Source organism: Streptomyces abyssomicinicus, from assembly GCF_008974245.1.
Lineage (GTDB): Bacteria > Actinomycetota > Actinomycetes > Streptomycetales > Streptomycetaceae > Streptomyces > Streptomyces abyssomicinicus.
In genome coordinates this window covers 465,862-479,953 of sequence record NZ_BBZI01000007.1, presented here as the reverse complement: position 1 = coordinate 479,953, position 14,092 = coordinate 465,862, and the positions used below count along the sequence as shown (strand labels likewise).

Genomic DNA, 14,092 nt, shown 5'->3' with positions numbered 1-14,092 from the left:
ATGCCCCGTATCGTCATCACCGACTGTGACCACGACACCATCGCCCCGGAGCGGCAGGTTGCCGCCGAGGCGGAGGTCGACCTCGTGCTCGCGGACTGCAAGGACGAGAACGACGTCCTCGAGGCCGCGGCCGGGGCTGACGGACTGATCGTCCAGTACGCCCCGGTCACCGCCGCGGTGTTCGATGCCGTACCGAACCTGAAGGTGGTCAGCCGTTACGGAGTGGGCGTCGACACCATCGATGTCGCTGCGGCTCAGGCGCACGGTGTCCTGGTCTGCAACGTGCCGGACTACGGGACCGAGGACGTCAGCGACCACGCTGTCGCTCTGGCCCTGGCGTTGCTGCGCGGGATCCCGCAACTCGACCGCCGCCTGCGCCGCGGTGACCACGACATCAGCGCCGTCAAACCGTTGCACCGCTTCCGCGGCCGGACGTTCGGTGTCGTCGGCCTGGGCCGGATCGGCGTGGCCACCGCCTGCAAGGCGCGGGCGCTCGGATTCGAGGTCGTCGCCCACGACCCCGCGGCGAAGGAGGTTCCCGAGCCGCTGCGTGGAGCCGAATTGCTGGGTTTCGAGGAGACACTGGGCCGGGCCGACGTGCTGTCGCTGCACGTCCCGCTGACTCCCGCCACGCACCATCTGCTCAACACGGAGACACTGCACCGGATGCGACCCGGATCGGTCCTGGTCAACACCGGCCGGGGCGCCGTCGTCGACACCGAGGCCCTGGTGGAGGCCCTCGAACGCGGGCAGATCCTCGGCGCCGCGCTGGACGTGGTGGAGAACGAGCCGCTCCTGCCGCCGCACCGGCTCTTCGAGCTGCCGAACGTCGTGCTCACCCCCCACGTCGGTTGGTACTCCGAGGAGTCGTTCACCGAGCTGAAGCAACGTGCCGCCGAGAACGCGGTCGCCGGGGTCCTCGGCCGAACGCCCCACGACGTCGTCTCCGCCGCCGTACACGACGGATGAGCGCGTGAGAAGACCGAGCCGCGGTGCTGAGCGGAGTCATGACCTCAAGAGACCGACCGCTCCGGTCCGTCGTCGCCCTGCCCCTTCCGCGACCCGGACGCGTCCGAGGACGGCGAGCAGCCGTGACGTACCCGGCAGGAGCCGTCCACCGGGTGGGCAGCCCGATGCGTCGCAGCCATGCCGCGACTTCGGTGTCGGCGTCCTTGACCTCTTCGCCATGTACTGCGAGGCCCTCAGGGACGGTCGCGCCGGGGCAGGAGGCGGCGTAGTCGCGTTCGGTGGTGCCCAGGCCGCTCATGGCCGGGGCGTCAAAGCGCGGACGCCGGGCTGCTCCCGGTTCCTCCCACCGGATTCCCACCCCCGGGCAAGATCTCCCGGTCCATCGCCGGTCCACAATGGGGCCCCGAGATCATCGGCCCTTCCCCGCCCGCCCGGCGCACTCCGCAGGATCGACGCCGCGCGACGCCGGAGTACAGCCGGAAGGAGACGCCGGCGCGCCGGAGGCCGTACGGTCGCCTGACGCGTCCCGCGGCCGACGGGCGCGTCAGGCGTCGGGTCGGGCGTCGGGCATCAGAGGTCAGGCGTCGGCGAGGCCGTTCCGGCGGAGAAGCGGCAGAACCTGGTCACGTACGGCGGGAGCCAGCCGCAGGTCCGGCTCGTCACCGGTGATCCATCGCATGTCCGCCAGTTCGGCGGCGGGGCGAGGAATCCCGCTGATGCTCGCCTCGAAAACGGTCATCCTCATGGGAACACCTTCCAGGGCCGCCTGCGCTTCGATCTCGGCCAGGAACCGCGGCTCGAACGGAGAGACCCCGAGTTCCTCGTCGAGCTCCCGGGCCAGGGCCTCCATCGGCTCCTCGCCGGCATCGGGCTTCCCGCCGGGCAGGTAGAACGTCTCGGGAGCCGCCTTCTTGCTCACGACGAGAAGGCGCCCTTCCCGGACGATCGCGGCGGCCACGACTATGAGGTGCTCTGCCCCGTCGAGGCTTCCGGAGAGCGCCGTCCCAGTACCATGTGTCATACACGCATTTTCCCACACACCCTGCCCGCGCAGGTCAGCGCCCTCAGCGCCGGGCCACCCCACCGCAACGAGTCCGCCGGGCGCCCCACCCCCGAAAGGGTGGGGCGCCCGGCGGACCTGCCGGTCAGCGTGTGATCAACGCACCGCGTAGGCGTCGTCCACGGTCTGAATGACGGAGTTGCCGTGGGTGTCGGTCAGCTCGGTCTTCAGGGTGACCGTCCTGCCGGAACCCTCGGCGTGGTTCACCGTCGCGTACCAGCGGCCGTCCTTCTGGGCGGTGGTGGCCCGGGTCCAGGTCTGCCCGCCGTCGTAGGAGTAGGAGACCTCGGCCTCCTCCAGCTTCCCGGGGGTGTACCCGGCGTGGCCGGTGACGCTCAGCCCGATCTTCTGGCCGTCCTCGGCGGCGAGGGTCTTGAGCCCGTCGCTGTCCAGGTCGTAGCGGGGGAAGAGGAGCGGGATGCCCTGCGAGTACACGTGCTCGTCCCGCGCGGAGCGGAACTTCCAGGTGGTCTCGGTGTGCGGGGAACGCTTCCACACGGCTGCCGGCGAACCGGTCTTGTAGGTGTTCAGGGTCATTTCGTAGGCCGCGTCCTCGGCCGGGACGGTGAAGACGCCGGACGGCCAGGCGGACTCGCCGATCACCTCGCCGCCGCTGCTGAGCCGGATGTTGCCCATGTCGCCGAAGGAACCCTGGATGCCCATGTGCTCGGTGTCGGCCCAGAAGCCCGGTGCGACGCCGATCAGGTTGTCCTGACGCTCGGCGGCGAGGGCCTCGCTGCCGTCGTCGTTCAGCGGAGTGCCCGGGGCGAGGATGCCGCGGTACCAGTTCTCGGTGCGCCGCGCGCCGGCCGTGTAGGTGCGCTGCGGGTCCATCATGGCCTCGCCCCAGGGGAAGCTGGAGGAGACGTAGCGCTGCCAGCCGGTGTCGTCCGTCGTGTAGTACTCGGTGCGCTTGCCGGGGACGGCGACGGTGTCGATCGTTCCGCTGGAGAACCGCCCGCCGTGCGGGCGGGTGAAGACGGCGGTGTCGGTGTAGTCGGCGTTGACGCCCATCGCCTCGTAGGTGGCCGTGGACTTCGCGAGCTTCCTGTCGCGGACCCTGTACGTACGGTCCGAGGTGATCGGGCCGTCCTCGGGGAAGAGGAGGTTGTAGACGAACGGGCTGACGGCCGTGCCCTTCCAGCGCAGCGTCACCGGGCCCTCGGCCAGCGCGGCCTTCAGACCGTCCGCCTCGCTCTTCTCGATGCCGAGGGCGGGGAGCGGCGCGGCGCCGAAACCGACGGACGGCTGCCACGGACCGTCGAGGTCGCGATGGGCGATGACCGCCTTGGCGCCGGCCGCCTCGGCGTTCCGCGCCTGGATGGACACCAGGGTGGATGCGCCGATGTCGACCAGGGCGATCTTGCCCTCGACTCCCGCGGCCTGCAGTTCGGCGGCGGTGCCGGTGCCGGCGTCGACGAGGGCGGCCTCACCGGTGCCGTCGAGGTTGACGGAGCTGGTGCCGGCGGTACGGGCGTGCAGCTGCGGGCCGCCGACCACCGACAGCTCCTCCAGCAGCGGGGCATAGGCCCGCCAGGAGGAGGCGAACTCGAACTCGCCGTCGGCGGCCCGGCCCTGGACGTCGACCAGGTAGGTCTCGACGAGGCGGCCCGCGGACATGGAGCCCGTGTGCATCCACATGTCGTCCCAGGTGCGGCCGAAGGCGAGCGTGGTGGAACGGTTCTCGGAGGCGCGGTCCTCGGTCTTCACCCGGAGCTTGTGGGCCTTGCGGGCGTCCAGGACCACGGTGGTGTCCTTGGTGACGTTCAGCTGAGGCCTGGCGAGGTAGGCCAGGGAGTCGATCGCCAGGCCGGCCTCGTCGTCCGCGTCCGGCGTGGTGACGAAGCTGGAGACGAAGTAGGCGCCGGGGCGCACCTGGTACACCTGGTCGGCGGCGCCGTCGTTGTAGCGGCGGGCGCCGGTGGCGTCGTCGGTGCCGATGACGTCCACCGAGGACATGCCGCCGGCGGGGTCGCCCGCGGCGTCGACCAGCTTGACGCGCAGGGTGACCGTCTCCGGGCCGACGTACAGCGAGAACGGCGTGGAGACCTTGACGCCGCCGGCGCCGGTGGCCAGCACACGTCCGGTGACGTCACCGTACTGGGCGGCCTTCAGCTTCGCCGTCGGGTCGATGGCCAGCGGAACCGTGACGGTGGCGCCTGCCGGGACCGTGACGGTGTTCGCCTTCAGCTCGGCGACGCCGGAGCGGACGGCGGAGCCGTCGTTGCCGGTGACGCCCTGGACCTTCAGCGACAGCTTGACCGGCTCGGTGCCGGAGTTGGTGTACGGGACCTCGACCGTGGTGCGGTCGCTCTTGTCCTGCGGCCAGTTGAACGTACCGGCCTGGACGGCGGGAGAGCCGAGGAGGCCGGTGCCGATGGCCGCCTTCACGTCGAGGCGACCGGCGCCGGTCTCCCGGACGTCCCCAGGGATGTCGCTCTTCGCCGAGGACACCAGGGCCGACTTGATCTGCTGAGGGGTCCAGTCGGGGTGGCGCTGCTTCACGATGGCCGCGGCGCCCGCGACGTGCGGGGTGGCCATCGAGGTGCCGGACATCGAGCGGTAGGCGTAGACCCCGCGACCACCGGTGGCCGCGGCCGAGATGGAGACACCGGGAGCGGCGATCTCGGGCTTGAGCGTGTGCGAGTACGGCGCGGGGCCGCGGCTGGAGAACTGGGCGGTGGAGTCGTCGCGGTCGACGGCGCCGACGGTGAGCACGCCGGGCGCGCAGGCGGGCGAGGAGACGGTGTTCAGGGTGGGCCCGGCGTTGCCCGCCGCGACCACGAACAGGGCGTCCGTGCTCCGGGCCAGTTCCTCGGCGGCGACGCTCATCGGGTCGGTGCAGTCGGTCGGTCCGTTGCTGCCGAGGCTCATCGAGACGACGTCGGCGTCCTGTTCGACGGCCCACTCCATGCCGGCGATGATCCAGGACTCGGCGCCGGAGCCGGCGTCGTTGAGGACCTTGCCCGAGAGCAGGTCGGTGCCGGGGGCGACGCCCTTGTTCCGGCCGTCGCTCGCCGCACCGGAGCCGCCCACCGTGGAGAGGGTGTGGGTGCCGTGGCCGTTCCGGTCACCGTCCGTGTCGGAGTCGGTGAAGTTCTTCGACGCGACGACCCGGCCCTCGAGGTCGGGGTGCTCGGCGTCGACACCGGTGTCGAGGACGGCGACCTTGGTTCCCTTGCCGTCGTACCCGGCCGCCCACGCGAGGTCGGCGCCGACCTGCTTCGTCGACCGGTCGAGGGTGGTCCTGACCTTGCGGTCCAGCCAGAGCTTCTTCAGGCCGGCCGCCGAGCGCGAGCGCTTGTCGGTGACGTCCGCCCAGAAGTCGCTCGCGTCCGTCTTGTCCGCCTTGAGTCCGACACCGTTGATGATGTCGAGGCCGACCGTGCGCTCGGCGCCGCGGGGGGTGGCGGGGCCCGAGCGGGCGGTGCTCTCGCCGTACACGGCGATCAGCGGCAGCGACGTGGAGTTCGCGTCGTCGTAGCCCTGGCTGATCAGTCCGGTGACATTGAACAGTTCCTCGTCGACCGTGCCGGCGGCGAGGGCGCCGACCGCGGTGTCCGGGTAGGCGTAGATGTCCTCACCCGACTGCCGGGTCTGCAGGACCGGGACGGTTCCGTCCTCGCGCGGCAGGGCCGTGACCGAGGCGTTGCCGGCGCCGTCCCTGCTGACCAGGACCTGGTCGCCGGTCACCAGGGTGACGGTGACGGGCTTGCTCTCCTCGGCCGCGGCGGTGGCACTGCCCACCAGCGGTCTCTTCGCGTTCGTTCCGTCCTGTGGTTGTGCCGCGGACGGAACCATCGCGGTGACGGCCAGGACAGCGGCAGTGGCCGCCGCTCCCAGCGCCGTGCGCGATATCGGACGCATCGCTCTCCCCAAGTGAAACCTGCATGTCATGGCGCGACCGCGGCATGCCGGAGGTCGCCGATGCCGCGGTGGCGCCACAGTGTCAGAGTGGGCGCCATTGAGGGGGAGTTGGGCGTGGCGGGTTTACGCATTGACCTCAACTCGCCAACCGTGGGCGGCGCGCTGGATCTCGACACGGTGCCGGGGTTACGCCCCTCAGGTCCGCGCGGGGCCTGAAAGCAGTCGTCACGGCGTGGCGGGTTCCTCCGCGAGCTCCTCGTGGACCTCGGAGGTCCGCTGTTCCGGTGCCGGCTTGGGGAGCCCGCGCAGAGCGGCCGTTCCCAGGACGGCGTGCAGCAGGCTCGCCACGATCACGACGACGTGCAGGCCGGTGACGAAGGCAGACTTCGCTTCCTGGATCACGGGTGCGAGCAGGGAAGGCAACTGGAGCGTCTCGTCGAGGGTGGGGGCGAGGTCCGGGCCCTGAAGGCGGAAGAGCAGCGCGGCGAGCGAGCCGAGGATCGCGATGCCGAGCGCGTTGCCGATCTCGTTGCTGGTCTCGGCGATCGCACCGGCCGAGCCCGCCCGCTCCGCGGGGACCGCGCCGACCGCGGTGTCCGCGACGACGGCGAAGGAGATGCCGTAGCCCAGTCCGGCGATCACGGTCGAGGCGACGTACCAGCCGATCCCTCCGGTGACCGTGGTGGGCAGCAGCAGCAACAGGCCGCCCGCGATGGAGAAGTGGCAGACGAGGAGAGCGGCCCGCCTGCCGATGCGTTCGACGACCGCCGGCGTGACGATGCAGGAGAGGGTGAGGGCCACCGCGCCCGGGAGGGCCAGGAGTGCCGCGTGCAGGACGCCCAGGCCCAGTACGGACTGGAGGTAGATGCCGGACAGGTACGCGGTGGCCGACCACGCGGCCAGCGGCAGCAGACCCGTGATGACGGCGATGGTGAAGACGCGGTCGCGGAAGAGGGAGAAGTCGATCAGCGGGTGGTCGAGGCGCCGTTGGCTCAGGCCGAAGAAGATCAGAACGGCGATGCCGGCGATGATCGTGGTGATCGGGAGGGCCGAGATGCCGTCGGCGGCCCAGTGCTTGATGCCATAGATCGTGAGCAGCAGGCCCCCGGCGGAGGTCACGACGCTGAGGGGGTCGACGCGGCCCGCCCCGCCCGACCGGACCTCTCCGAGGAGGACCGGGGCGAGCCCCAGGAACACGATGATGACGGGGAGGTTGACGAGGAATACCGAGCCCCACCAGAACCGGCCGAGAAGGGCGCCGCCGATGACCGGGCCGAGGGCGAAGCCGGCCGCGAAGGCCGCGGCGAAGATGCCGATGGCCTGGGCCCGGCGCCGGGGGTCGGGGAACAGCTCGCTCAGTACGGCCAGCGCCGAGGGCAGCAGGGTGGCACCGGCCACGCCCATGAGCGCCCGGCAGACGATGAGGAGTTCAGGCGTCGGTGCGAACGCGGCGCCGGCCGAGCCGAGCCCGAAGACGGTCGCGCCGATCATCAGGAGCTTCAGCCGGCCGTAGCGGTCGCCGATGGCGCCGAAGGCGACCAGCAGGGAGCCGACGGCGAAGCCGTAGACGTCAAGGATCCACAGTGCCTGGTCGGCGGTGGGCGAGAGTGCCTGGCTGATCCGGGGCATCGCCAGGAACAGGATCGATCCGTCCATGGAGACGAGGAGGACCGGGCCGAGGACCACCGCGAGCCCGATCCAGGCCCGCGGTCCGGGTGCGTCGTTCGCATGCTGTCGATTCATGGTGCCGACACTCGGGCACCGGGTGGCCGACAGCCATGCCCGTGGCGTGGGTACACCCGACAGGTACACCCACGGAACGGGCGGGCGCCCTACGCTCTTTTGCGTGGAGAGCCTCGGAACGTTCCTGAAGAGCCGTCGTGACCGCGTCACTCCGGCGGAGATCGGTCTGCTGACCTACGGCACCTCCCGCCGGGTCCCCGGCCTCAGGCGGGAGGAGCTCGCCCAGCTCGCCGGGGTGAGCCCGGGGTACTACACCCGTCTGGAGCAGGGGCAGGCCGAGACCGCCTCCGACCAGGTGCTCGACGCACTAGCCCGGGTGCTCCGGCTCGACCGGGTGGAGACCGCACACCTGCACAATCTCGCGCGGCAGTCCGTGAAGCCGGGTTTGGGTGAACCGCCCCGCGAGGAGCCCCACCCGCGGGTGCTGACCCTCCTGGACTCGCTGGGCGGGGCCACGCCCGCGGTGGTGCTCGGCAGGCGCGGCGACGTCCTCGCGTGGAACCGCACCGGGCACGCGCTGGTCGCCGAGCACGTCCCCTTCGAGGCGCCACACGATCCGCAGGGGCGTCCGTCGGTCCCGAGGATGTTCTTCCTGGACCCGCACACCCGCGACATGTACCGCAACTGGCCGGATCTCGCCAAGGTCCACGTCGCCTATCTGCGCCTCACCGCGGGCCGCTACCCCACGGACGCCCGGCTCGCCGGGCTGATCGGCGAACTCACCATGCGCAGCGTGGACTTCGGCGCGATGTGGGCGACGGGTGACGTAGCCGACTGCACGACGGGGACGATGCACCTGCAGCACCCCACCGTCGGGTCGGTGAGCGTGGACTACCAGGTGTGGCTCCAGCCCGACAGCCCCGATCACCGCGTCGAGATCTACACACCCAACGACGCGACCTCCGCGGACGCGTTGCGCGTGCTGCACCAGCAGAGCGGCCGGGGTGAGGAGCCGGAGTCGAGGACCGGACGGGCCGGGCAGCGCTGAACCACCCGCGCCCCTCCCGGAGGACGATCGCGAAGGGGCGGGTTCAAGGTCCCGCCGGAGGGGCGTTTGACCTGCGAAAACGTAGGACCGGCATCCTCCTTCCGCAACCTGGCGTGTGCAGGCCGCGGCGGATCAACTGGTCGACCAGCGTCATGGCGGCAAGCCCCAGGAGCATGGCGAGCGCGGTCCCGCAGGGAACCAGAGCGGCCGCCACGGTGAGAAGAAAGGCCAGGGTGCCTCCTGCCGAGGTCATCGCCGCGCGGCTCACCGCGGCGGCCGCGGTGGCGCCGCCGGCGCGGTGGGCCGAGGGCGTCATCACCATCAGCAGCATGGGCAGTGAGGACAGCACACCGCCCAGGAACGGCCCAGCGGCTCGAGCGACGCCCGCGGCGCAGAAGACGGTGAGCGCCGCCAGCGTCATGCGCACCAGGATCTCCCACGAAGGATCGGGCAACGCCCTTGCCCTCGTGGTGGCGGGAGGCCAGGTGAGCAGCCCCGCGACAGTGACGGTCACGGAGAGGAGCGCGGTCAGCCACACGTTCCCGCTCAGGGTGCCCGCGACCGCACCGACTGCCGCGATGCCGAGAGCGCCGAGCAGCGTGCCGACAGGCGGAAAACGGTGGGCGAGCCGCCCGTAGGCGAGGCAGAAGCAGACCACGACCAACTGCCCCGTCACGCACCCGTGAGCGGCGCGGGAGGCGGAGGCGGTACCGCTCTCCAGGCACACGAGCAACAGGAACGGACCGGTACTCGTGGGCGCACCCATGAGCCGACCGCCCGTGGCAGGCCCTGACCGGCGCGCGGCCAACGAGACGCCCAGGACGAGCAGGGGTGCCAAAGCGGTACGGGCGAGAACGACTTCCATGCCTGTGATGGTTTCACGGAGGAGACCGAGAATGCTGCGGAAAGAGTGGCCAGGGAGGGGCCCAAGCCGATATATCCTCGGCTAGATTGCCCGATGACCGAGAAACCCGAGGTTGGCCATGGACCGCATCGACCAACAGATCGTCGCCGCTCTCCTCACGGACGGGCGCATGACCTACCAGGAGCTGGGGCGCCAGGTACGACTCTCCGCGAACAGCGTCGCCGACCGGGTGCGCCGTCTGCAGGCCTCCGGAGTGATCTGCGGCTTCCAGGCGAAGCTCGGCCTCCGCGCTTTGGGCAGGAACATGGAGATGATCAGTGACATCCGTCTGAGGGACGGTGTGGACCGTGAAGCCTTCGAGGCGGGGCTGCAAGAGGTGCCCCAGATCGTCGCGGCGATGCGGCTGACGGGTGAGTACGACTATCAACTACGCATGGCCTGCTGTGATTCGCGGGAGTTCGAGACCGTCATCGATCACTTGAAGGCAGATCTGGGCGTTCAGCGACTGCACAGTCGCCTGATGCTGCACGAGGTGCCACTCAAGGGTGACCGCCTCGTCAGGTCGTGACACCGCCGACGGACGTCGGCCACCGGTGCGGAGAATTCCTTCCGGGTCCGGGAGGGCGGAGCGCCCGCCGGCTGCCGAGCCGTCGATCGGTCCTTGAGGGGGTCAAGGGGGATGATGCTGAGTTTCACCTCCGAGCCGAAGTCGCCGATCGGGCTTCTGCGCAGGGTCGGAACGGCATCGAGCCTGGAGGACGGAGCCTTCGCCCTGGTGCTGCCGATCCTCGCCCAGCAGTCCACCGGGAGCCTCGGCGTGGCCGCGGTCTTCGTCGCGGTGACGGCACCGTGGGCGCTGGTGTCCCTGCCGGTGGGACACCTCGCGGACCACATGTCCCGGACGAGGCTGCTGAAGATCACGGCCTTCGCGCGGACCGGGCTCGCCGCCGTGCTCGCGGTGCTGTGCGTGTCCGGCACGCCGCCCCGCCGCCCGCTCGGATCGACGGGGCGGCCGGCCGGAGCGCTCACAACTCGAACAGGCCCGCCGCGCCCATGCCTCCGCCGACGCACATCGTGACCACGGCGTACCGGACGCCCCGCCGGCGTCCCTCGAGCAGGGCGTGCCCGACCATGCGGGCGCCGCTCATGCCGTACGGGTGGCCGATGGCGATGGCCCCGCCGTTGACGTTGTGGCGATCGGGGTCGATGCCGAGCTGGTCACGGCAGTACAGCGCCTGCGAGGCGAAGGCCTCGTTGAGTTCCCACAGACCGATGTCGTCGACGGTGAGGCCGTGCTGCTTGAGCAGCTTCGGGACGGCGAAGACCGGGCCGATGCCCATCTCGGCGGGCTCGCACCCGGCGACGGCCATGCCGCGGTAGGTGCCGAGCGGCTCGAGACCGCGGCGCTCGGCCTCACGGGCCTCCATCACGACGACGGCGGCCGCGCCGTCGGAGAGCTGCGACGCGTTCCCGGCGGTGATGGTCGCGCGGTGGTCCCCGCGGTCGGGCAGCACCGGGCGCAGCGCGTCGAGGTCGCCGAGTTCGGTGGCGGGCCGGTTGCCCTCGTCGAGTTCCAGGGTGAAGGGGATCGGGTCGTGGCCGTCCGGGTCCGCCCTGAGATCGAGGCGCTCGCCGCTGAACGGGGCGATCTCGTCGGCGAACAGGCCCTGTCGCTGGGCCCGCGCCGTCCGCCGCTGGGACTCCAGGGCGTAGGCGTCCTGCGCGTCCCGTGAGACGCCGTAGCGCTGCGCCACCGTCTCCGCGGTCTCCAGCATCGAGACGTAGATGTCGTGCCCGTGCTCGACCAGCCACGGGTCGTCGGCGCGGTGGCTGTTGCGGTACCGGTCGTCCTGCACCAGGGAGATGGACTCCACCCCGCCGCCGACCGCTATCCGCATGCCGTCGCTGATCACCTGCTTGGCGGCGGTCGCGACGGCCATCAGCCCCGAGGCGCACTGCCGGTCGATGGTCATGCCGGGCACCGAGACGTCGATCCCGGCCCGCAGGATCGCCTGGCGCGCCACGTTGTATCCGCTGGCGCCCTCCTGCATCGCGCAGCCGAGCAGGACGTCCTCCACCTCCTCGCCCTGGAGACCGGCCCGTTCGATCGCGGCGCTCAGGGCGTGCGCCGCGAGTGCCTGGGGCTGGGTGTTGTTGAAGGAGCCGCGGTACGCCTTGCCGATGGGTGTGCGGGCGGTCGAGACGATCACTGCTTCTCGCATGGCTGTTCTCCGTCGTCGTGGAAGTGGGGTGTCAGATCGCGATGCCGCCGTCGACGGGGAGGACCACACCGGTGATGTAGCTCGCCTCGTCCGACGCCAGGAACGCCACCGCGGAGGCCATCTCGGCCGGGTCGGCGAACCGCTTGAGCGGTATCTGCGCAAGGAGTTGCTCGCGCTTCTCCGGCGGGACGCCGGCGATCATCCGGGTCTCGGCGTTCGGTGAGATCGCGTTGACGGTGATGCCGAAGCCGGCGAGTTCCTTGGCCGTCGCCTTGGTGAAGCCGATGATCGCCGCCTTGGCGGCGCCGTAGTTGGACTGGCCGATGTTGCCGCGCAGCCCGCTGTAGGAGGTGACGTTGATGATCCGGCCCGTCCCCCGTGCCCGCATGTGCGGGACGACCGCCCGGGTGAGCTTGAAGGTGCCGCCCGTGTGGACGGCCAGGACCTGGTCCCAGTCGTCGTCCGACAGCTTCCAGACGACGCCGTCGCGCAGGATGCCTGCGTTGTTGACCACGACGTCCACCCGGCCGGTCCTTCGCAGCGCCGCCTCGACTATGGCCTCGGCGTCCGCGGTGTCCGACACGTCGGCGGCGATGCCGAAGGCGCCGATCGTCCCGGCCGCCTCACGGACGGCGGCCTCGTCGAGGTCCGCCATCACCACCTGGGCGCCCGCGGCGGCGAAGCGTCCGGCGATCGCCAGCCCCACCCCGCGGGCGGCTCCGGTGACGACGACGGTGCGTCCGCCGAAGTCGAACTCAACGTTCGCCATGTGCGCCGCTCCCCGCGTTCCTGGGGAGCGGCGCGCACGTCACCATGCCGGTGTCCTGGTCCGTCGCGTCCGCGGTGACGCTCACCATCACGGCGTCCCCGACGGCGACGTCGCTGCCCTCCTCGCAGGCGCCGGTGCGGCACACCATGCGCACGTCCGGCACGTCGTCGAAGGTGACGAGGGCGATGCCGTACGGCGTCCGGCCGCGGTTCGCCGCGGTGAACGCGTAGCGGACGGTGGTGACGCTGTAGACGGTGGCCCGCCCGGAGACGGACCCCCACGCGAGGCGCTGGGAGAAGCAGTGCGGGCAGCGCTCCATCGGGTACCAGTGGTGCCGGTCGCAGTCCTGGCAGTGGGGCAGGGCGACGGTGCCCTCGCCCCCCTCACGGAAGAACTGACCGAACGAGTCGACCGGGGCCTCGGCCGTTTCTTGCAGGCTCATGACATCTCCTAGTTGCTCAGCATCAGCAGCGCGTAGTCGGGCACGGACAGGCCGGTCACCAGACCGACACGGGCGTTCTCGACCTGGTTCGGTCCGGCGTCGCCGCGCAGCTGCCGGACCGCTTCGATGACGTGCTCGGCGCCCAGCAGGTAGCTGTGGGCCAGCAGGCCGCCGTGGGTGTTGACGGGGAGGCGGCCGTCGAGCCGGGTCTCGCCGGCGAGGGCGAACTTGCCCGCCGTCCCCCTGTCGCAGAGTCCGAGGTCCTCGAGCTGCAGCAGGCACGAGATCGTGAAGCAGTCGTAGACCTCGGCGAAGTCGGCCTCGCTCAACGGGAGCGAGGCGTCACACTCCACCGCCGCGACTGCCTGCGCCGTTCCGGGGAAGCTCAGGTAGTCCGCCCGCTGGCTGAAGATGTCGTCGCCCGAGGTCGCCTCGGACCCGAAACCGACGCCACGGACGTATACCGGCCGGTGCGGACCGTCGGCGGCGCGTTCCTCGACGGTGAGGACGTAGGCGACCGCACCGTCGCTGATCAGGCAGCAGTCCTCGAACCGCAGCGGGTCCGAGATCATCGGCGTGGCGAGGTACTGCTCCATGGTGAGCGGCGTCGTCTTCTGTCCGATGCCGGCACGGACGGCGTACTCGCGCTGCGCGACGGCGAAGGCGCCGAGTTCCTCGTCGGCCAGGCCGTACTCCTCGGCGTAGCGGGCGGCCAGCAGGCCGAAGTACTCCGGCTGGGCGTCGAAGCCGATCGGCTTCTCGTAGGCGCGCTTGGCCGGGTACATGTCGTGGAACCCGTACGGGCCGCTCGGCCGCGATCCCCAGTCGACGCCGAAGTAGACGAGCACGTTGCGGCACAGCCCCTGCCGCAGGCCGGTCCGGGCGAGCAGCGGCGCACCGACCGAGCCGGCGCCGCCGTAGGACAGCGAGGCGTCGAAGGTGCGCGTGATGCCGAGCTGTGCCGACAGCCAGTCACGGGGCACCGAGGCCGACATGATGACCGAGTCCGACACCATGCCGTCGATGTCCTCGGGCCTCAGCCCCGCGTCCTCGATCGCGGCGAGGGCCGCGTCGACCACCAGGCGCCTGATGCTGTGTGTCGACCGCCGGGCCGGTGGCGTGGCGCCGATGCCGGTGATGCAGATGTCGCTGGTGGAACTCATCAAC

General features: G+C 71.0%; 12 protein-coding genes. 4 read left to right on the top strand and 8 right to left on the bottom strand.

The annotated features are described in order from the left end of the window. Positions 1–969, top strand: coding sequence for a C-terminal binding protein (locus tag GBN72_RS15460; protein WP_151772373.1), 969 nt, complete (start codon positions 1–3; stop codon positions 967–969). A 577-nt stretch (positions 970–1,546) separates the two neighbouring features. On the opposite strand, the gene GBN72_RS15450 is transcribed toward GBN72_RS15460, so the two are convergent. From GBN72_RS15450 to GBN72_RS15440, 3 genes are all read right to left on the bottom strand, one after another. After that, positions 1,547–1,927, bottom strand: a complete 381-nt coding sequence (locus GBN72_RS15450) for an NUDIX hydrolase (protein ID WP_246212505.1) — start codon at positions 1,925–1,927, stop codon at positions 1,547–1,549. Positions 1,928–2,125: 198 nt separating this feature from the next. Further along, positions 2,126–5,896, bottom strand: a complete 3,771-nt coding sequence (locus GBN72_RS15445; protein ID WP_151772370.1) for a S8 family serine peptidase — start codon at positions 5,894–5,896, stop codon at positions 2,126–2,128. A 225-nt stretch (positions 5,897–6,121) separates the two neighbouring features. Further along, positions 6,122–7,639, bottom strand: coding sequence for an MFS transporter (locus GBN72_RS15440; RefSeq protein WP_151772369.1), 1,518 nt, complete (start codon positions 7,637–7,639; stop codon positions 6,122–6,124). Positions 7,640–7,742: 103 nt separating this feature from the next. Between GBN72_RS15440 and GBN72_RS15435 the strand changes: the two genes are divergently transcribed. Continuing rightward, positions 7,743–8,627, top strand: a complete 885-nt coding sequence (locus GBN72_RS15435; protein WP_151772368.1) for a helix-turn-helix transcriptional regulator — start codon at positions 7,743–7,745, stop codon at positions 8,625–8,627. A 43-nt stretch (positions 8,628–8,670) separates the two neighbouring features. Here the strand turns inward: GBN72_RS15435 and GBN72_RS15430 are convergent, their stop codons facing one another. Beyond that, complete coding sequence (locus GBN72_RS15430) at positions 8,671–9,492, bottom strand: hypothetical protein (RefSeq protein WP_151772367.1); 822 nt, start codon at positions 9,490–9,492, stop codon at positions 8,671–8,673. Positions 9,493–9,610: 118 nt separating this feature from the next. On the opposite strand from GBN72_RS15430, the gene GBN72_RS15425 reads away from it, so the two are divergent. Next, entirely contained in the window at positions 9,611–10,060 is a 450-nt protein-coding gene (locus GBN72_RS15425) for an Lrp/AsnC family transcriptional regulator (protein ID WP_151772366.1), read from the top strand. Between the two features lie 114 nt (positions 10,061–10,174). Further along, on the top strand, positions 10,175–10,570 hold the full coding sequence (locus tag GBN72_RS15420; RefSeq protein ID WP_151772365.1) for an MFS transporter: 396 nt from the start codon (positions 10,175–10,177) through the stop codon (positions 10,568–10,570). Here the strand turns inward: GBN72_RS15420 and GBN72_RS15415 are convergent. Genes GBN72_RS15415 through GBN72_RS15400 form a run of 4 tightly spaced genes read right to left on the bottom strand, consistent with a single transcriptional unit; the run spans position 10,518 to position 14,088 of the window. Beyond that, positions 10,518–11,714 carry an acetyl-CoA C-acyltransferase gene (locus tag GBN72_RS15415; RefSeq protein WP_151772364.1) on the bottom strand — a complete coding sequence of 399 codons (1,197 nt, stop codon included), beginning with the start codon at positions 11,712–11,714 and terminating at the stop codon, positions 10,518–10,520. The genes GBN72_RS15420 and GBN72_RS15415 overlap by 53 nt on opposite strands. A gap of 31 nt (positions 11,715–11,745) precedes the next feature. Then, positions 11,746–12,483: an SDR family oxidoreductase gene (locus tag GBN72_RS15410; RefSeq protein ID WP_151772363.1), complete on the bottom strand. Its 738-nt coding sequence runs from the start codon at positions 12,481–12,483 to the stop codon at positions 11,746–11,748. Further along, on the bottom strand, positions 12,470–12,925 hold the full coding sequence (locus GBN72_RS15405; protein ID WP_151772362.1) for a Zn-ribbon domain-containing OB-fold protein: 456 nt from the start codon (positions 12,923–12,925) through the stop codon (positions 12,470–12,472). The genes GBN72_RS15410 and GBN72_RS15405 overlap by 14 nt, the downstream gene beginning before the upstream one ends. An 8-nt stretch (positions 12,926–12,933) precedes the next feature. Next, a complete protein-coding gene (locus GBN72_RS15400; protein WP_151772361.1) occupies positions 12,934–14,088 on the bottom strand; it encodes a thiolase family protein in 1,155 nt (384 codons plus the stop codon). Between the last annotated feature and the right edge of the window lie 4 nt (positions 14,089–14,092).